A 19,147-nucleotide genomic window follows, 5' to 3' on the forward strand; every position below is an offset into this window, starting at 1 on the left:
GATTTTTTATTTATCCATTTTTTGATTACTCAATCCAGTAATTGGACAGCCATTCCCAACAAGCCTGGACCTGTATGAACAACTAAAGCAGGTGAGATCATACCAAATAGGATCTCCTCCACTTGTGGAAAGACTTTTTTCAATTCGTCTCGTAATTTTTGGCCTTCTTCCAAGGCATCGCCATGAGCAACTGCTAAACGAACTTTTGAATGATCACCAACAAACTCTTTCACGATCTTGACCATTTTCTCGATACTTTTTTTGCGTCCGCGACTTTTGGCAACTGTATAGTAAATGCCCTCTTCATTGCAGGAGATCGTTGGATTCAATCTCAAGGCTGTTCCCACAATCGAAGCAACTAGACCGATACGACCACCTTTTTGCAGGTATTCCAACGTAGCAACGTTAAAATAAACACTTGATTCTTTGACCTTACGTTCCAAAATTGGGATCAATTCTTCCCAAGAATAGCCTTGATCAACCAATTCCGCAGTAGTGATCGCCTGTAGACCCGCACCGATCCCTACACTTTTTGTATCAAGTACATAAACCTCTAGATCCTTCTGCTCTTCTCCTAACAAACGTAATACGTTGTGGGTACCACTAAGTCCGCTGGAAATCGTTACTGCGACCACTTTCGTATATCCTTGTTCTTTGATTTGTTCAAAAATGGCTGCAATTGCTCGCCCTTCCGGCAAAGAAGTACTGGGAACTTCTTCGTGCAAGCGGTCATAGACTTGTTGAGGAGTGATGTCGATCTTGTCTGTATATGTTTTTTCTTTATAGATAATTTGTAGTGGAATCATGAAGACACCGTACTTGTCCATCACCTCTTGTGGGACATCCGTTCCTGAATCCACTAACACTGCGATCTCTTTATTTGCCATTTTTTTCCCCTTTTTCTAAGTATTTACTTTCCAATTCAATCATTTTTTCTGCTAACAATTTATTGGCAAAGGATGATGTTGTCGCTTTGACTGCCAAATATTCCACTGTAATACTTGCGTTGGCCGGAGTATCCGGTTCTCCCATCGCCTGCAAACAAATTTGACGAACGGCATTTTCCTGTTCTTCACAAAATAAATTGTAGGCATTGCGAATTCCGATCACCTTTCCCTGAAACAAAATGCCATCTTTTATTTCTTGGATCGTCAAAACTTGCTTCAATAACGTAATCGCGACTAAAAAAGCGACATGCTTACGATTGTAGCGTTTATTATCTGGAGCTGGAATCATATCTTTTTTTACGTAATTATTGACCATCGATGCTGTCAATAACGGATGTTTCTCGGATTGAATAACTGGTGACAAGTATTTGTCGATCAGAGTGATCACTTGATCCATGTACAATTCTATGTCAGGAAATTCATCCCAACGGGGCAGATGAAAAGCAATCAAGGATTCCGCCCATTCTGAAATTTCTACTTGCATTTTTTGCAAAACAAAAACCTCTTTTCTAAAAACACTTCGTAAGTTTTACAAAATCATTATACATAGTTTCGGAAACTAGGTAAAGAAGAAATAAAAGATGCCTGTCGACGGGGATCGACAGGCAAGGAGTAAAAAATGAAAAAGTGTTAGGGTTGTCTTTTTTCAAAGACGTTTTGTTGGTATGAATAAATAATAGCGAACAAATGTGAAAAAAATATGAACGAAAATCTTCTTCCATGTAAAACTTTTCTTATAGAAAAATAAACTTTCTGATTTTTTAATCTCTATTTCTTTATCTTGCAATGCTTCGTAGCAACGGGTATCATAAAACCATCTTAGTTTAAAATCAAAGGAGAAATCTATGGCAATCCAATTAAAAAAATGTACACTCAAAGATCTGCATATCCTAAAGGAATTGAGCTTGATCACTTATACCGATACGTTCGGTCCCTACAATCCTCCAGAAATCATGAAGGCGTATCTGGACGAAGCTTATGCAGATGAAAAGCTAGCTGACGAACTGAATGATCCTCTCTCTGAGTTTTACTTCCTTTATGAAGAAGAGGCTCTTGCCGGCTATCTCAAGATCAATTCTGGCGAAGCTCAAACCGAAGAAATCGCCGAAAATGCGTTGGAGATCGAACGGCTTTATGTTCATCCTGTCCACAAAAGAAAAGGCTTCGGTCGCTATCTGATTACTCAGGCAATCCAATTCGCTGTAGAAAAGCAGAATACCTCCGTCTGGTTGGGCGTTTGGGAACATAACGAACCTGCTAAAGCTTTTTACCAAGCGATGGGTTTTCAGCGACAGGGAGAGCACTCCTTTTTTATGGGGGATGATGAACAGACAGATTTTATTATGGTCAAAACGCTTGAGGAGGCATAGATAAAGCTCATTTTTTTACATGGGTTAGGGCAAACAGCCTATGCGTGGCAACCAGTCATTGACCGTCTCCCTACTGTTGATAGTCTGGTTTTCAATTTATTCGATCAAGAAACGAATGAAGAACTTACCTTGGAAACTTTGAGTCGCTCAGTTTCCGAAAAGCTATCTGCCATCAAAGAACCCTACGTCTTGTGTGGTTTGTCGTTAGGAGCCATTTTAAGTTTGCAGTACGCAATAAAAGGAGCAGCTTTTCTCCAAGGCGTGATTCTATCCGCTCCTCAATTCGAGACACCTCCTCATGGTCTGCTGTTACTACAAAATACTGTTTTTCGTTTCCTACCCAAAAATTTTTTTGCTAATATCGGAATCACGAAAAAACAAATGCTTGAACTAATGGCTTCACTGACTTCTTTGGACTTAAGATCGGTTCTTTCTGACCTCGCGCTTCCGACGATGATTCTTTGCGGAGAAAAAGACAAGCCCAATCTTCCAGCAGCGAGGGAATTGAACCTTTTGATCCCTCATAGTAAGCTGGAGATTCTTCCAAATGGAAAACACGAACTCAACATGGAACAACCAGAAGCATTCGCCACCTTGACCCAAGAATTTTTAGCAACAATCACAGAAAACGATCGAAGAGAAAGCTAATCTGCAGAAGCTTTCTCTTCGACCGTTTTTATTTGTATAGAAAATGAGAGAAAGAAAGGGTTCAAAAAGTGACTCCAACCGAAAAAATAGTTACTAGGAATCCTTGACGACCATTCTGTTAGGAAAGTCTGTCATGATTTTTAGTAACTATTTATCTGCAATACTCGGTAATAATGTGTCCAAAACTTGACTTAAATTCATTTAGATAGTTGTCATATATATACTCAGTTCTTTTTTTAATTGTGGTTGCACATGAACACCAACGATTTGCTTTACCAACTGTCCGTCTCTCAAAATAAGCATCGTAGGAATGCTTTGAATGCCGTATCGTCTAGCAATTTCTGGATACTCGTCTATATTCACTTTACTAATTTGTAATTCTGCTTCCGTATATTCTTTCTCCAGTTCTTCCAAAATTGGGGTTTGCATTTTACATGGTCCGCACCAAGGAGCCCAAAAATCAACTAGATGTAAGCCTTTTTTGATTGTTTGATCGTAGTTTTTTTCTGTTAATTCTTCCATATGTTTTTCCATCCTTATTTTTTGATGATCATATTAATAGCTTGCTCCACTTTCTGTGATTGTTTATCTGAATCTAATTCCGGATTATCTAAACACGACTTCAAATTTTCAGCAACAATCATTCCCATAATCCGGTCAACACTCGATCTAACAGCACTTAATTGGGTGATTACATCAATACATTCTTTTTCTTCTTCAATCATTTTCTGAATCCCACGCATTTGACCTTCTGCGCGCTTTAAACGATTCAGAATACTTTTATCACAAGTCCCCATAGGTTAATTCTCCTTTCCACGCTGACATCCCCCCCATTACATTGACTACTTTATATCCTTCACTACTTAAAAAATCACAGGCCATTGCTGAACGTCCGCCAGATTGACATATAACATAGTATTTTTCATCTTTATTTAACTGATCGATATGTTGTTCTAATCCGCTTAAAGGAAGTGCTTTAGCGGATGGAATATGCCCTCTTTCAAACTCATCGGCTTCTCTAACATCAACAATTGTCAATGATTCTGTTTTGGACTTTTGATAAAATTCATCTACACCAATTGAACTAAACATAGTCTACATCCTCCAATCTCACTGCTTTATATAAAGAAAATGCACCATCTAAGTTTTCTACTTTAAATCCAGCTTGTTTTAAAATTCTCTCGCCGACATAACTTCTCAAACCACTATGACAACTTATGATATATTCCTTTGTTGGATCTAATTCAGAAACACGGCATCGTAAATCATTTAGCGGAATATTAATTGCTTCTTTAAAACGCCCATTGGCTAATTCGCTTTCTTCTCGAACATCCAATAAGATCTTTCCTTTAGCGAGTTCGTCTGTCAATTCATGCCATTGGATCGTGTTACTTAATCCTTCAATCTGATTTAAAGCGACATACCCAATCATATTGACCGGATCTTTTGCAGCTCCAAATGGTGGTGCATAAGAAAATTCTAATTCAGGTAAATCAAAAACAGTAAGCCCGCCTTTAATCGCTGTAGCTAGAATATCGATACGCTTATCAACCCCTTTTTCACCAATTCCTTGAGCGCCATAAATTTCACCCGTTTTGGGATTATACATTAATTTTAAAACTATTTCTGTCGCTCCAGGATAGTAACCTGCATGATCTTTTCCAGAGATATGAACAACTGCCACATCAAGTCCAGCCAGTCTAGCAACACGTTCACTTAACCCTGTGGAAGCAGCACTCAAACCAAATACACGAACAATTGCCGTACCAATACTTCCTTTATTTTTGCGATTCAATCCAGCAATAACATCTGCTACCTGTCTGCCTTGTCGGTTAGCTGGAGAAGCCAAAGAAATAAGGGCATCTTCACCAGTGATTTGTTGCTTGACTAAAATCGCGTCTCCTACTGCATAAATATCTGAAAGATTCGTTTGATAATTATTATCAACCAAAATTCCTCCACGTAATCCTAATTTGATTCCTGCATCTTTTGCTAAAGTATTTTCAGGTTGAACTCCTACTGACAAAATAGTTAAATCTGATTGCAACTCAGTTCCATCTTCTAAAATAACTAATTTTCCTTGATTTCTAAATTCTGCAGCCGATTGAGAAGTAATCACTTCTACTCCTTTGCTAACTAATTCATTTTTAACAAAAGCAGCCATTTCTTCATCTAACGGAGGCAAAACATGAGGGGCTTTTTCAATAAGAGCTACTTCCAAGCCACGTTTTTTTAAATTTTCTGCCATTTCTAACCCAATGAATCCAGCACCGACCACAATTGCTTTTTTAGGATTTTCCTGATCTATGTTAGTCATGATTTTATCCAAATCTGGTACATTTCTTAAACTGTAAACATTCGTTGCTTCGGCTAATCCAATAATCGGTGGAATAAATGGCTTGGCTCCTGGGGATAGAATCAACTTATCATAAGATTCTGTCGTTATTTGACCACTGTGTTTAATTGTGACCGTTTTATCCACGGGATTGATTGCTATCACTTCATGATGTGGTCTCACATCTAAATTAAAACGTGCACGTAAAGCCTCTGGTGTTTGAACTAATAAACTTTCTCTCGCTTCAATTTCTCCAGATACATAGTAGGGTAATCCACAATTGGCAAATGAAACAAATGGCCCCTTTTCTAAAACAACAATTTCAGCATCTTCCATTAATCGACGTAATCTAGTCGCAGCTGACATTCCTCCAGCGACTCCACCTACGATAATAATTTTTGTCATAATTATTTTCCTCCTCTTATTTGACCGGTCCATTGGCTCATGCCACCACGAATATTTACTACGCTATAGCCTTTTTTTTGTAATATTTTTGCGGCTTTTTTACTGCGCATCCCAGATTGACAAATCACATAAACTTCCTCAGTCAAACTTCCTTTATAGCCATCGACATTATTTAGCGGAACGTTTTTAGCTTTCGATATATGCCCTGACCGGTACTCATTTGGTGTGCGTACATCAAGTAAATGAATTGTGCCTTTCATTTTTTCTTGCAACTCAGTTACTGAAATGCTTGCTACTGTATTAAAAAATTTAAACATACTATTTCCCCCTTATTAAAACATCTCAATATACCCCTTAAGGTATATTAAACTACGAGTCCAATTAAATGTCAACTTAAATGTCAACAGGATTTATTTTCTAATAAATAAACGCAGTGTTTTCAAAGCAAAACTTGACTTACATACCCATAAAGGGTATATTTTTCTTTGTATATAAAGATAAACTATACGTATCAATATTCCTTTTAGCAAAGATAGGAATTAATTAACTACAGAATAGGAGCTAAAAATATGTCTAAAAAAATTGTCATTATTGGCGGTGTTGCAGGTGGTGCAACTGCTGCGACTAGACTTAGAAGATTAAATGAAAAGGACGAAATCATTCTTTTTGAAAAAGGAGAATATATTTCATTTGCTAATTGTGGTCTACCTTATCACATAGGTGGTACGATTAAAAATCGTGAAGATCTTTTATTACAAACCGTAGAAGGTATGAGCGAGCAATACAATTTAGATATTCGCAATTTTTCTGAGATTACAGCCATTGATCCCCAGAAAAAAAACGTTTCTGTTTTAAATCATCAAACAAAAGAAACCTATGTAGAGTCTTTTGACAAACTAATTATTTCAACAGGCGCCAAAGCAATTATCCCTCCAATTGAAGGTATTGAACAGGCAAAAAATGTCTTTAGTTTACGAAATATTCCTAACACGGATCAAATCAAAAACTATATTGAAAGAAACAAAGTGAAGGAAGCAACGATTGTAGGTGGAGGATTCATTGGATTAGAAATGATGGAAAATCTGATTGATTTAGGAATTCAAGTGAATCTTGTAGAAATGTCTTCTCAAGTTATGCCAAACATTGATTTTGAGTTAGCTCAGATTCTTCATTCTCAAATAAACCTGCACGGCGTCAATTTGATTCTAAATGATGGTTTAAAAGCTTTTTCAAAGCAAGGAAATGAACTAATACTAACTAGTGGAAAAACGTTAACAACTGACTTAACAATTCTTTCTATTGGAGTGACTCCTGAAAGCTCTTTAGCAAAAGAAGCAGGTATAGATATCGGACTTCGTGGTGCTATCAAAGTAAGCAAGAAATTAGAAACGAACTATCCATATATTTATGCAATAGGAGATGTTATTGAAGTAACTGATTTTGTTAATCAACAGCAGACGATAATACCTTTAGCTTGGCCAGCTAATCGACAAGGAAGACTTGTAGCAGACATTATTAATGGGTTTGATGTAGCATACCCTGGAACTCAAGGTACTTCTGTCGCCAAAGTATTCGAGCTAACAGCTGCTTCTACTGGAAATTCTGAGAATACATTGAAAAGATTAGGCATTGATTACAAAAGCATTCATATCCATCCCAATTCACATGCCAGTTACTATCCAAATGCAAGCCCAATCGCTCTAAAACTATTGTTTACTCCAGACGGAAAAATATTAGGGGCTCAAGCAGTCGGAACAGACGGTGTGGAGAAACGAATTGATGTTATTTCAACTGCAATGAAGTTTGGTGCAAAAGCTGACCAATTAGCTTCTATTGAATTAGCTTACGCTCCTCCCTATTCTAGTGCAAAAGATCCAGTTAATATGCTAGGCTATACTGCTGATAATCTATTGAATCAAAAGATAGAAACATTTGACTGGCAGGAGATACCTGCTCTTCTTGAAAAAAATGCTTATCTACTAGATGTACGAGAAGAATTTGAATTGGTAACGGGTGAGCTACCAAATAGTCATGTAATTCCTTTAGCAAAACTTCGTTCTAGGATCGATGAGATCCCTAAAGATCAAACAATCTACGTCTATTGTCAGGTAGGCCTAAGAGGATACAACGCCGCACGAATCTTAATGCAGCGTGGTTACTCTGTTAAAAATCTTGATGGCGGTTTTAAAACATACAAACAAGCAACTTATCGCCTTAGTACACCAAATACTAACATCACAAGCAATCAGAACAGTGACATAGATTCAGTTGACTCAAGTAAACTAATCTCTATTGATGCTTGTGGCCTACAGTGTCCAGGGCCCATTTTAAAAGTAAAAGAAACTATTGATAGAATGAAAAACGGAGAAACACTAGAAATCCAAGCTAGTGATTTTGGATTCATCACAGATATTGAAGCTTGGTGTAAAAACACTGGTAACACACTAATTGGCAATCAATTGATCGGTTCTAAAGTAGTTGCTAAAATTACCAAAGGAACCGTAGCAGCACATGAAACTAAAACCCATTCACTTCCCTCCGAGGGAATACTTCATGAAACTAAAAATGGTGCTACGATGGTTGTTTTTAGTGGTGACTTAGATAAAGCCCTTGCTTCAATGATTATTGCTAGTGGTGCGGCAGCTATGGGAAAAGAAGTCACTATTTTCTTCACATTCTGGGGTCTAAGTATTCTGAAAAAACAAAAAGTAAAAAAACGTGGGCTGGCAAAAATGTTTGATATTATGCTCCCAAATAGCGCTAAAAATCTGCCTATTTCAAAAATGAATATGATGAGTATAGGCTCTAAAATGATGCAAAATGTCATGAAACAAAAAAATGTTGATTCTCTGGAAGTAATGATTGAAAAAGCAAATAACTTAGGTGTTAAATTCATTGCTTGCACAATGAGTATGGACATCATGGGTATTGACCGTTCGGAATTGTTCGATTTTGTAGAGTATGGTGGTGTCGCAACGTATCTTGGTGATAGCGAACATTCTAATTTGAATTTGTTTATTTAAAAGTAACTGGTGCATTTTATCGGCTTAACTTCTCTTTCTATTAACTCCAAGCGTAATGTTCATCTTGATTGAATTCAATCATTATTAGTTTAAAACTTCTTCGTACCAGGGCATAAAAATTTATCTATTCGTAGAAAAGCCAGAAAATAGTTCGGTTTGATTTCTGAGAAAAAGTTAGATGAAATTACAAAAGAACACGGAAAATTTGAACAGCTTTCTACTAAAATATCAAGTCTTTAGAAAGCAGAACCGGACAAGAAGCTTAAAGGAAAAAATAGAAAAGGGATTTGGGATTATCCATAAAAATATGTTGAAAGTATTATTTTCAATTCAAATGGCGTGTTTCTTTTCGCGATATTCAGGTGAACTGTTCAATTTTGATAAACTTTTTTGCACTGCTTTTCGGAATAATCGGGGTTAGAAGAAATTTTGTAACCACTGGAAGCAACTTTTATATAGGACAATGAAATTTACTCAAAAATAGTTGGATGATTTTTCTACCACATTTTTTCTTATTTTCTTTATACTGGTGCCAATAATCAAGAGCGGTCTTGCCTTGCTTGAACTTATTGACTACATTATAAATGGTTTGTATAGCACGTCCCATTCGGTTAGCGATTTCAACCGGTTTCTTATGTTGAAGATAATAAGATTCTATCATTGTCAGTTCGTCTATGGTAAGATGTTTGTAGGTCATTTATGGTTACACTCCTTTGTTTTCTTTCGTCGGAAATACAATTTGAGTGTACCATAAATGCCTTTTTATTTTTCTAACTTAATTTTACAATTCGCGTTGTTAAAATACCGCTAAAGCCTGTTCCAGATCCTTGATCAAATCGTCTACCTGTTCGATCCCGACCGAGATTCTAAGCAAATCAGGTGTTAATCCGTAAGACTCTCTGACTTCTTGAGGAATGTCTGCATGGGTTTGTGTTGTTGGATAAGTGATCAAGCTCTCCACTCCTCCTAAACTTTCTGCAAAACTAAAAACCTTCAACGCTTGGAGAAAATCACCAATTTTGTGCTGATCCGCGACAAAAATGCTGATCATCGCGCCCACACCGGTATACAAGACTTTCTTGATGGCCGGATGTTTTTCCAAAGTTTGAACGATCTCCTGTGCATTTTTTTCCTGTTGATTGAAGCGAACCTCCAGAGTCTTCAAGCTACGGATAAACAACCAGCTATCAAAAGCACTCAATGTCGGACCAGTGGTATTTGCCAACCAAGCCAACTTTTCACCAATTTCTGCTTCTTTGGCAATCACTACACCCGCTAAAATATCATTGTGTCCCGAAAGATATTTGGTTCCAGAATGAACCACGATGTCTGCGCCTTCTTCCAAAGGACGCTGGCGCAAAGGCGTTAAGAAAGTATTATCCACGATCAACAAAGCCTGGTTTGCCTTTGCCAATTGTGCCACTTCCTTGATCGATACTTCATTCATCAAAGGATTGGTCGGTGTTTCCAAGAAGATCCCATCTACCTCTTCAGATATTTTCTCCTTCAGATCCTCTACTTCGTTAAAATAATCAAACGAAGCAATCCCTTTTGACTCAATGTCATCAAAGAAACGGAAACTACCGCCATATAAATCTCTAGAAACCAAAAATTTACTACCCGCAGAAAAATAACTAAAAACAAGCTGGATGGCACTCATTCCTGAGCTAGTCACTACAGCACGAGCGCCAGCTTCAAGCTGGGCCAAGCCCTCCTCCAAAATATCTCGTGTTGGGTTTTTTGTACGAATATAATCATAGCCTGTGCTTTGACCCAGCCCCGGGTGTGCATAGGTCGTTGATAAAAATAAAGGCGCACTGATCGAACCATTTTGTTGATCCGTTCGATTTCCTAATTGGGCCAAGATCGTTGCGATTTGTTTATTACTCATGATTCATCCTCCTATGCGTCTTGCCAAATTTCTTCTGCAATGGATTTAATGAAACGAATTTTTTCCCATTGCTGTTCTTCTGTTAAAATATTGCCTTCTTCTGTGGAAGCAAAACCACATTGAGGACTCAATGCCAAACGATCCAAATCAATATACTTGCTCGCTTCTTTGATTCGATCGATGATTTGCTGGCGATCTTCCAACTCACCATCCTTACTCGTGACTAAGCCTAAAACGACTAGCTGGTCTTTTTGAACCTGTTGCAATGGTTCAAAACCACCAGAACGATCAGAATCATACTCCAAGTAGTAAGCATTGACTTTTTCTTTGGTGAATAGTGGATCTGCTACCCCATCATATGGACCACTGAATGCCCAGGTAGAATGATAATTACCTCGGCAAACATGCGTGTTGACTGTCAGATCGTCCGGCAGTCCCTCAATAACCGCATTGTTGACAGACAGATACAATTCTTTTAAGGAATCACGAATCTCCTGATCGCTACGAGTATCTTCTGGAGAAATGAAACCGTCAGGGAAGGGTGCAACCAAAATTCCCCACGTACAGTCATCTAATTGTAATGTTCTTAAACCAGCATCGTAGAAATCCAGAATCACTTGCTTATAGGCTTTAACTAAATCTGTCAGTAATTCTTCATCGGTTGCATAAATTTTTCGAACATCTTCCATATTATCAGGACGGAACAGTTCACCTAAAATTTGTGCCGGTGCCGGAATCGTCTGCTTCACTTCCGTTCCTTCAGCCACATGTTCCTTAACAAATTTAAAATCTTCCAAGAATGGATGCTTCTCTCCCGTGATTTTGCCAGTCAGTGTGACTGTTCCCGGACGTGTTTCTTCATGATGGAATTTATAGCCATAAGCAGGAGCCTTAAACTTGACTCCTTGCAATCCCCAAAAGAAATCCAAATGCCACCAGCTGCGACGAAACTCACCATCAGTCACTGCCTTCAAACCAAGTTCTTCTTGTTTTTTAATCAAATCGATGATTGCCTTGTCCTCAACTTTTTTTAGTTCCTCTTTGGTCAGATCCTCTGCTTCAAAAGCGATCTTAGCTTGTTTTAATTCGATCGGTCGCAAATAGCTCCCTACGATGTCATAGCGAAATGGTGATGTCGTGCGTTTTGTCATAATTGTTCTCCTCCTAAAAAATAAAATAAAAAAACGCCCCTTTGTTCAAAGCGCATGCTTCAAACAAAGGGACGAAAAAATCGTGTTACCACCCTAATTTGTATTATTCTCACAAATAATACCTCGACGGTTCCTGTTGAAACCCGGCGAGATAACGGTCGCGACCGCGTAAATAGCGTGAACTAGTTACAAACTCAGAGCTCATCTTCGCTTCTCTCTTCAGTCCCCGTTCTCACCAATCCGGGTTCTCTTTCCTGAATCCTTAAGCTACTCTTCTCTTCAATGTTTTAAATAATTAGAATTACATGAAATCTTGATGTAAGTATATCGCTGTTTATGAGAAATTGTCAACCCGATTTTCCATTTTATCAAAAGAACACTTATTTTTGATAGTCCGTAAAATTCCAAAGAAGCTCCTGAAAGTCCTTGCCGTCTTCGGTTTCCATCACACTTAAACTAGCATTGTCCAATACACCATTTTCACGAATTTGGTGCAGGGCTTTTTTCTTCATCGTTTGCAAAAGTGTCATCAACGTGACACCGTGACTGACGATCAAATAGTTCTCCTCTCGATCCAACTCCAATTTCTTCAAAAAGGCGGTGCCTCGCTGGATTACTTCTGGATAAGACTCTCCACCAAAAGCTGTTGGATCATATTGATGCGGAAAGAATTTAAGATTTTTAAACTGCTCTTCCTGTTCCTTTTGAACGATTGGTACACCGTCCCATTGCCCAAAGTCGATTTCTTTTAGTAATGGTTCTTGAATGATCCTTTTTTCAGAAGAATGATTTTCTCCCACGATCAGCTCGGCTGTTTCTAACGCTCGAATCTGCGGACTAGCATAGACGCTCGCAAAGCAGGTCTCTTTTAAATAAGTACCTAGCTGTTTGGCCTGCTGTTTTCCTTCAGGCAGTAGGTCATGATTGGACTGACTGCCATTAAACGCCATTCTTGCATTGTTTTTAGTAAATCCGTGTCTTACAAAATAAAGTTTTGCCATGATTTTCCTCCTGCATTTGAATTGGTTCTTTTTTATTATACTAAATTTTTTCTTTTCGAGCAGACATAAAAGACCATCGTATGTGTCAATAGTTTTGCGGTAGAAATATTTCACCATTAATTTTGTCAGATAGTTTGACCTTATTTTTTGTTTTTAGCCTTTGTTCGGTGCACTTGACAACGAGCCTCCGTCTTTGGATGGCCTGCCGTAAAAAACGCTTCACCATAGATGCATCAGGCGAATCATTGTCATCCAAAGACGCTCATTGTCAAGTGTTCGCAAGCCACCTCAAGCTTTTGACCTTTGTTTAGTATTGACCTGAAAAAGATCGCGCTAGTTTACTCATTCCTGTAGAAGATTTTTCTCTCCCAACAATTTTTACCTGATAGGCACCGATATGAGCTTCTCCTTTATTCCATTTTTTAGAAGTCGCTACTCGTACAGCTGCTTGTTCTCTTTTGCTTTTTTCTGGTAAGGAAAGACTTGGCGACAAATCTGAAAGAAACCATTCATCCAATTCCTGATTCTTCAAACTGGCAATGATTCGAAGCATTCCTTCGGCTCCTTCTTTTGTCCAATATTTCCCTTGTCCTTTCATTCGGTAGGTGTACTGTCTGTGATTACTTTCGCAGGTCCCTAGTGTTTTACTTATTCCCGTAGGTAAATTTCGTTGATAGAATGGGCATAACGCTTCCCAATGACGATCAAGATAGTTTCTTAACTTTCGAACGTGCTCTTGATTTCTAACCGTATCCAATTCTTCTACCAAGCAGCTTTCTGCCGTATCCATTAGTACTTGAACTTTATTGTAATCATACTTCTTCCAAATCGCTTCCATCAACGGCGCTTGGAGTTCGTTCAACCAACCTAAACGTTCTTTCACTTTTCGATTCACATGATAGGCATCCAAGAAAAATTCATGTCGTTTACATACGCCTGCCAATTCCTCGAACACCGCTTTTTCATAACCTGAACCACCATCACTATTGCTTAATACCACTGTTTCTGATAAATCGTACGTATTACCTAGATATTCCGTCATTTCTTTTAATGCAGTTTGACGATCCAATGAAACAAACTCTTTTGAGTAGATTCTCTGTTTTCGATTTTTCCCGATTTCAATACTTCCTTCACATACTTGAAAACGATGACCTTCTAATTTCTTGTTATTTTTTCCTTTGAATATAAATCCATCTCCTTCGATATATAACACTTTAGGAGTACGTTTCGGTTGTTTTAATTCAATGTATCGTTCAGCTGAAGTTTGTTGTTTTTTTAATTCTTGTCCTGCTTGATTCACCAGTTGGTTCAACTTTTGATGGCTAATGGTAAATGGGGCGAATAATCGAATCGCTAATTCGCCTGTGCGGTACGGAACTTTGGCCGCAAACTCACTCAGATTACGAACAAGAAGAAGGCTGTATCGACCATATTTCTGCCAGCCCATGGCTTCATCAAGAGGATAGATGGGTGTTTGATCAGGTTTGACATAGCGACGTCGAGTCGTTGAAACTTCACCAAATGTTGTTACGATGGTACGTGGTAATTTCTTTTCAATTTGATAGCCTTTTTCTTTCATTATTGGAATCAATGAATCATCAAACCTTTCGAACGCTTCACCAACCAGCTTTTTAACAGTTTCTTGTATGTAAGCACCGAGCTGTTTTTCTTTTGATATATTATCCGTACTACCCTTTAAAATAGCGACTAAATCATTTATAATTGTATCCATGAAGACCATCCTCTTTTTGTTATAGGCCGCGAAACCTAACATTAAGAATAATGGTCTTCTTTCTTTTTTTCTAGTCCTACCGCAATATATTTTACACTTAGAAGACCATCACGTCCGGATACATGATCTGCACATGATGGTCTTTTGCTTCATATTTTATTTTCTGGTCAGTAGAGTCTAATTGAACCAGCCTGAGAAGAAGGATCTGATCGTTTCCCACATATTTGCAAAGAAGCCTTTTGTTTCTTCGCTCGTCAGTCTATCTCTTGCGTTGTTGATAAAATCCTTACCGTTTGCCATTAAGTCATCTTTCAATGTGTTCAGCTGTTCGGTGATCTGTTCATTATCAATAACCGGTGCCTGAGAGAAATTATACATCGTATTGGACAAAGAATCGATTTGGTTCTGTGACAAAATGTCCCCCAGACCTTGAATGTTCAATTGTTCAATGACGATTTCTTTCACTCGTTCCCGACCTTCAGCCTCGTTCAGTTTTTCTAGCTCGTCTCTGATTTTTTGTAGCTCCAGTTTAATCTCTGCCAGTGCCACTGCTAGGTTGTCGTCAGAGAAATTCTCATTCTCTTGATTTTCAGCAGTGATTTCTGATACAACGGCACTTTCTTCCTGAGCAACTTCCCGGTTTTCAGCACGTTCTTGTTCTTCTTCTGCAGTAGCTGCGGGCTCTACTTCATCGTAGATTTTATAGATACCAGCTAGTGCACCACTTCCATCCATCACTCGCACGGAGGCGATACGGATATCCGCATCGTAGACACCACTTGTGATCGCTGCATTCCGATAGTTCGCTTCGGTTCTGGCAGTGATGTTCTCAGGTGTTTCGACCGTTACGTTCACTCCAGCTCCATCTTCCGTTCGTACCAAGTAAGCACTAGAATATGCCTTAGATTCTGAGGTGAAGGAGGAAACATCCGTCACGTATTTGACTAGATCGTCTCCATCTACGAAAAATTTATTATACGCCTCATCACTCTGTACTTTTAGTTTTTCTAACGTTTGTTGCTGCTCCTGTTCTGACAAACCATTTCCTAACGCCACACTCGGAACATCCCAGCCTTCATCCTTTACTTTTTGTGCCGCTTGGCTATCTGCAAAAACGCTGACAGTCGAAGCTAGCCCTACTGGAAGAATGGTTGTACACACCAGTACACCAGCAATCAATTTTTTTAATTTCATTTGTCTTCTCCTTTTATTCGCGATCATTTCTTGCTAGTTATTGTAACGTGATACCGTAAGATATTCAAAATTAAGGTGTTATTTTTTGAAAAATTTAATAAAAATTGACGAATCTTAATGAGTCACTCAAATTGGATGGGTCAATAACTAGCCAATTGGTGGTTTTCTTTTTATCGTCCTCCTCTTATAATACTAAAAAAGGAAGTGATGGCATGGTAAGAAAAACACTGACGATCGGCGGTTCAGATACCTGGGGCGGTGGTGGCATTCAAACTGATTTAAAAACATTTGAAAATCTACAAGTTTTTGGATTGAGTGCATTGACCTGTATTGCATTGGATGTCTCCGAAGATTTTACCATCCAAGCATTGTCCGCAGATTTGGTTGAACAGCAATTACAGACGATCGAAAAAAGTTTTCATTTGGATGGTGTCAAGATCGGGCTACTGGCAAGTATTGAAACAATCGATGTTGTTTTAGCTTTTTGCCAAAGAAATCAAGGAAAATTCCCAATCATTCTCGATCCTGTCATGGCTTTTAAAGAATCCGACCAGCGTTTATACACAAACTATCTTCAAAAAATAAAAGCACTGATCCCTTTCGCCGATCTGGTAACGCCCAATTTGACTGAAATGAAAATGCTGCTGGGTCTCAAAGAAATCAACACGGTTGCAGAAATGAAGAAAAGCTGTCAGCTTTTTATCGAGACCTTTGGCACAAGTGTTTTCCTCAAAGGAGGCAACAAGGTCGACACCACGTCAGCTGTTGATTATTATATGGACACTATTTCTAACCAACGACTGGATGGACCTATTTCCAGTAAAACAACGATTCACGGCGCCGGTTGTTGCCTGTCTTCCGCTATTTGCGGTTATCTGGCATTGGGCTTTGATCTGGATGAAAGTCTCGCTCTAAGCAAAAAATTTGTCTACGAAGCCATCGAACAAGGGATTTCAATCGATGAAGCAGGAAATGTTTGGCATCCTATCAATCAAAAGGAGAATATTTTATGAAACTACAAAAACAACTCGTACATATCGCAGTCCTCACTGCTTTAACTGTTGCTCTTTCTTTACTTTTTATTTTTCCAGTCCCGGCCACAAATGGCTTTGTCACCTTGTGTGAGGTCGGGATCTACACAGCTGCCTTTCTTATGGGACCTGTGGGAGGTTTTTGGGTCGGTGCTTTAAGTGGTGGAATGATCGATCTGCTTTCCGGCTATCCCCAATGGATTCTCTTCTCTGTACTGATTCATGGTGTTCAAGGAGGCATCGCAGGCGCTATTTTCCAAAAAAACTGGCGCTACAAAAACGGGATCAGCTTGATTCTTGCCAGCCTGTTTATGGTGGTCGGCTATGCTTTAGCCACAGCCTTCCTTTATACATGGCCAGCTGGGATCGCCTCTGTCTTTGGCAATATCCTGCAAAATGTTTTTGGTGGCGGATTGACCCTATTATTGATTGCTTCCCTGCGTAAAATCAACTTCCCTTTAATGAAAGAAGGTTCGAAATAATGGAAAAAGAACGACTTGTTCAAGAATTGACACAAATGACCAAAGAAATTCTAGCGGAGGCCAAACTTAAAGCTGGAGACATTTTTGTTTTAGGCTGCAGTACTAGTGAGATCACAGGAGGCGTGATCGGTAAAAATCCGAGTAAAGAAATCGGAGAATGGATCATTTCGACACTAAAAAACATTTTAGATCCTCAAGGTATTTATTTAGCGGTTCAAGGCTGTGAGCATTTGAATCGGGCATTGGTTGTCGAACGTTCCCTTGCTGAACAAAAAGAGCTAGAAATCGTTGCCGTTTTGCCTAGTCTACATGCTGGTGGAGCTTGTTCTGTTGCAGCCTTTCAATTTTTTGATGACCCTGTAGAAGTCGAAAAAATCGTGGCACAAGCAGGGATCGATATCGGTGATACCTCGATCGGGATGCATATCAAGCACGTCCAAGTACCTGTCCGTCCTTCAAAAAAAGAACTAGGCGCTGCTCATGTCACGGCTTTGCGTTCACGACCAAAATACATTGGTGGTCCAAGAGCCAGCTATCAGGACGTTTAAAAACTGGGAGATTCCCAGTTTTTTTGTGCCATCAATCTTGATTTATCAACATTTTTTGAATATTTCGTTGCTTTGACTCTCCTTATCACGTATCCTATAACTAGAAGACACAGATGATTATTTTAATGAGGTGATTAAAAATGAAAAGGCTTGCAATTTTAACAAGCGGTGGCGATGCACCTGGGATGAATGCTGCTGTTCGAGCAGTCTTCAACAAAGCACGAAAGTATGAAATAGAAGTCGTTGGAGTCAACTATGGTTTTCTAGGACTGGTCTGTAAAAATTTTGTTTCATTAAATCCAGAGTTTGTCCATGCTTCGATCGCTTCAGGAGGAACGATTCTCCATTCTGCACGACTGCCAGAATTCGCTGAAGCAGATGTTCAATTAAAGGCTTTAGAAAATCTACAGGAAGCAAAAATCGATGGATTGATCGTAATTGGTGGGGACGGTTCCTATCAAGGTGCGCTAGCTTTGGCTAAATTAGGTTTCCTATCGATCGGTGTACCTGCAACGATCGACAACGATATCGCCGGCACAGAATTTACGATTGGTTTTGACACAGCTGTTAATACGGTGGTCAGTGCCTTAGATAAAATTAGGGACACCGCCACCTCACATGTTAGAAATTTTGTGATCGAAGTGATGGGTCGTGACGCAGGAGATCTGGCTCTCTGGTCAGGAGTTGCTGGAGGCGCAGACTATATCGTTGTTCCAGAAAAAAAATTGGATATGGATGATCTGACCAATAAAATCCAGCGCAGTGTCGACAGAGGAAAAAAACACTGTTTGATCGTTTTAGCAGAAGGCGTGATGCCTGCCGCAGAATTAGGAAGAAAATTAAAAGAAGTCGGAATAGAACATATTCGTGAAGTGGAATTAGGACATGTTCCTCGAGGAGGGGCACCGACACCTTTTGATCGTGTACTTGCCAGCAAATCAGGTGCTGCCGCTGTTGATCTGTTCATGGAAGGCATCTCAGGACATTGCATTTGTATCCAAAACAACAAAATGCTGGCGATTCCTATCGACGTTGCGTTGAATAAATCGGACAAATTCACCGACCTTTCCCTGTATCCATTGAACCATTCTCTTTCCTATTGAACCAAAGCAAACATTGCTTCAGACAGATCAAAAGACGTCAAACTTTTTACAAAGAATGACGTCTTTTTACTTATCTCCGTGCGATCGCTTGTATCCGATCTCTGTTTCTTAACGCAAAAAATTTCTGTTCTTTTGCTTTTTTTGTTACAGTTAAACTATCCTAGATAATTCATAGTTTTATGAGTTTGCGCTCTAAAACCGTATTTCTTCAACATTTGTAAAGAGTTTCTTTTTTCACCCATTTGGTGCGTGAAAAAAGAACACCTTTCTGTTAATGTAGATTTGA

19 protein-coding genes, 1 pseudogene and 1 other annotated feature are annotated in these 19,147 nt (G+C 38.9%); of the genes and pseudogenes, 7 read left to right on the plus strand and 13 right to left on the minus strand.

The window, feature by feature from the left end; genetic code table 11:
- Positions 1 to 29: 29 nt before the first annotated feature.
- A complete protein-coding gene (locus ACWODM_RS11990; RefSeq protein ID WP_455321612.1) occupies positions 30 to 887 on the minus strand; it encodes a DegV family protein in 858 nt (285 codons plus the stop codon).
- Positions 877 to 1,440, minus strand: coding sequence for a DUF1836 domain-containing protein (locus ACWODM_RS11995; RefSeq protein WP_455321613.1), 564 nt, complete (start codon positions 1,438 to 1,440; stop codon positions 877 to 879). The genes ACWODM_RS11990 and ACWODM_RS11995 overlap by 11 nt, the downstream gene beginning before the upstream one ends.
- A 352-nt stretch (positions 1,441 to 1,792) precedes the next feature.
- On the opposite strand from ACWODM_RS11995, the gene ACWODM_RS12000 reads away from it, so the two are divergent.
- Entirely contained in the window at positions 1,793 to 2,317 is a 525-nt protein-coding gene (locus tag ACWODM_RS12000) for a GNAT family N-acetyltransferase (protein ID WP_455321614.1), read from the plus strand.
- 9 nt (positions 2,318 to 2,326) lie between these two features.
- A complete protein-coding gene (locus ACWODM_RS12005) occupies positions 2,327 to 2,965 on the plus strand; it encodes an alpha/beta fold hydrolase (protein ID WP_455321625.1) in 639 nt (212 codons plus the stop codon).
- A gap of 201 nt (positions 2,966 to 3,166) precedes the next feature.
- On the opposite strand, the gene trxA is transcribed toward ACWODM_RS12005, so the two are convergent.
- From trxA to ACWODM_RS12030, 5 genes are read right to left on the minus strand one after another with little or no spacing between them, the layout of a single operon-like run.
- Positions 3,167 to 3,487, minus strand: a complete 321-nt coding sequence (gene trxA / locus ACWODM_RS12010) for a thioredoxin (RefSeq protein ID WP_206903799.1) — start codon at positions 3,485 to 3,487, stop codon at positions 3,167 to 3,169.
- Positions 3,488 to 3,501: 14 nt separating this feature from the next.
- Positions 3,502 to 3,762 (minus strand): metal-sensitive transcriptional regulator, encoded by a 261-nt coding sequence (locus tag ACWODM_RS12015; RefSeq protein WP_004271065.1) that lies wholly within the window; start codon positions 3,760 to 3,762, stop codon positions 3,502 to 3,504.
- Positions 3,749 to 4,057, minus strand: a complete 309-nt coding sequence (locus ACWODM_RS12020) for a rhodanese-like domain-containing protein (protein ID WP_004271068.1) — start codon at positions 4,055 to 4,057, stop codon at positions 3,749 to 3,751. The genes ACWODM_RS12015 and ACWODM_RS12020 overlap by 14 nt, the downstream gene beginning before the upstream one ends.
- Positions 4,050 to 5,705 carry an FAD-dependent oxidoreductase gene (locus tag ACWODM_RS12025; protein WP_017866940.1) on the minus strand — a complete coding sequence of 552 codons (1,656 nt, stop codon included), beginning with the start codon at positions 5,703 to 5,705 and terminating at the stop codon, positions 4,050 to 4,052. Before ACWODM_RS12025 ends, ACWODM_RS12020 begins: the two co-directional genes overlap by 8 nt.
- Positions 5,706 to 5,707: 2 nt before the next feature.
- Positions 5,708 to 6,022, minus strand: coding sequence for a rhodanese-like domain-containing protein (locus tag ACWODM_RS12030; RefSeq protein WP_455321615.1), 315 nt, complete (start codon positions 6,020 to 6,022; stop codon positions 5,708 to 5,710).
- 252 nt (positions 6,023 to 6,274) lie between these two features.
- On the opposite strand from ACWODM_RS12030, the gene ACWODM_RS12035 reads away from it, so the two are divergent.
- Entirely contained in the window at positions 6,275 to 8,728 is a 2,454-nt protein-coding gene (locus tag ACWODM_RS12035) for a CoA-disulfide reductase (protein WP_206903800.1), read from the plus strand.
- A 481-nt stretch (positions 8,729 to 9,209) separates the two neighbouring features.
- Here ACWODM_RS12035 and ACWODM_RS12040 read toward each other — a convergent pair.
- The 6 genes and pseudogenes from ACWODM_RS12040 to ACWODM_RS12065 form a co-directional block, all read right to left on the minus strand.
- A pseudogene (locus ACWODM_RS12040) lies at positions 9,210 to 9,425 on the minus strand (IS30 family transposase); the annotation flags it as partial.
- 99 nt (positions 9,426 to 9,524) lie between these two features.
- Positions 9,525 to 10,619, minus strand: a complete 1,095-nt coding sequence (locus ACWODM_RS12045; RefSeq protein ID WP_455321616.1) for an aminotransferase class I/II-fold pyridoxal phosphate-dependent enzyme — start codon at positions 10,617 to 10,619, stop codon at positions 9,525 to 9,527.
- Positions 10,620 to 10,630: 11 nt separating this feature from the next.
- Positions 10,631 to 11,770 carry a 5-methyltetrahydropteroyltriglutamate--homocysteine S-methyltransferase gene (locus ACWODM_RS12050; protein WP_455321617.1) on the minus strand — a complete coding sequence of 380 codons (1,140 nt, stop codon included), beginning with the start codon at positions 11,768 to 11,770 and terminating at the stop codon, positions 10,631 to 10,633.
- Between the two features lie 64 nt (positions 11,771 to 11,834).
- Positions 11,835 to 12,062, minus strand: a binding site (T-box leader).
- 88 nt (positions 12,063 to 12,150) lie between these two features.
- Positions 12,151 to 12,771, minus strand: coding sequence for a histidine phosphatase family protein (locus ACWODM_RS12055; protein ID WP_455321618.1), 621 nt, complete (start codon positions 12,769 to 12,771; stop codon positions 12,151 to 12,153).
- Between the two features lie 307 nt (positions 12,772 to 13,078).
- Positions 13,079 to 14,503, minus strand: a complete 1,425-nt coding sequence (locus ACWODM_RS12060; RefSeq protein ID WP_455321619.1) for an ISLre2 family transposase — start codon at positions 14,501 to 14,503, stop codon at positions 13,079 to 13,081.
- Positions 14,504 to 14,680: 177 nt separating this feature from the next.
- Positions 14,681 to 15,697 carry a DUF1002 domain-containing protein gene (locus tag ACWODM_RS12065; RefSeq protein WP_455321620.1) on the minus strand — a complete coding sequence of 339 codons (1,017 nt, stop codon included), beginning with the start codon at positions 15,695 to 15,697 and terminating at the stop codon, positions 14,681 to 14,683.
- Positions 15,698 to 15,909: 212 nt separating this feature from the next.
- Between ACWODM_RS12065 and ACWODM_RS12070 the strand changes: the two genes are divergently transcribed.
- The 4 genes from ACWODM_RS12070 to pfkA all read left to right on the plus strand — a co-directional run bounded on the left by ACWODM_RS12070 (position 15,910) and on the right by pfkA (position 18,861).
- On the plus strand, positions 15,910 to 16,710 hold the full coding sequence (locus tag ACWODM_RS12070) for a hydroxymethylpyrimidine/phosphomethylpyrimidine kinase (protein WP_455321621.1): 801 nt from the start codon (positions 15,910 to 15,912) through the stop codon (positions 16,708 to 16,710).
- A complete protein-coding gene (locus tag ACWODM_RS12075) occupies positions 16,707 to 17,210 on the plus strand; it encodes an ECF transporter S component (protein ID WP_455321622.1) in 504 nt (167 codons plus the stop codon). Before ACWODM_RS12070 ends, ACWODM_RS12075 begins: the two co-directional genes overlap by 4 nt.
- Complete coding sequence (locus ACWODM_RS12080) at positions 17,210 to 17,758, plus strand: TIGR01440 family protein (protein WP_455321623.1); 549 nt, start codon at positions 17,210 to 17,212, stop codon at positions 17,756 to 17,758. The genes ACWODM_RS12075 and ACWODM_RS12080 overlap by 1 nt, the downstream gene beginning before the upstream one ends.
- 140 nt (positions 17,759 to 17,898) lie before the next feature.
- A complete protein-coding gene (pfkA, locus tag ACWODM_RS12085; protein ID WP_455321624.1) occupies positions 17,899 to 18,861 on the plus strand; it encodes a 6-phosphofructokinase in 963 nt (320 codons plus the stop codon).
- Positions 18,862 to 19,147 lie beyond the last annotated feature (286 nt).

The organism is Enterococcus olivae (genome assembly GCF_053760925.1).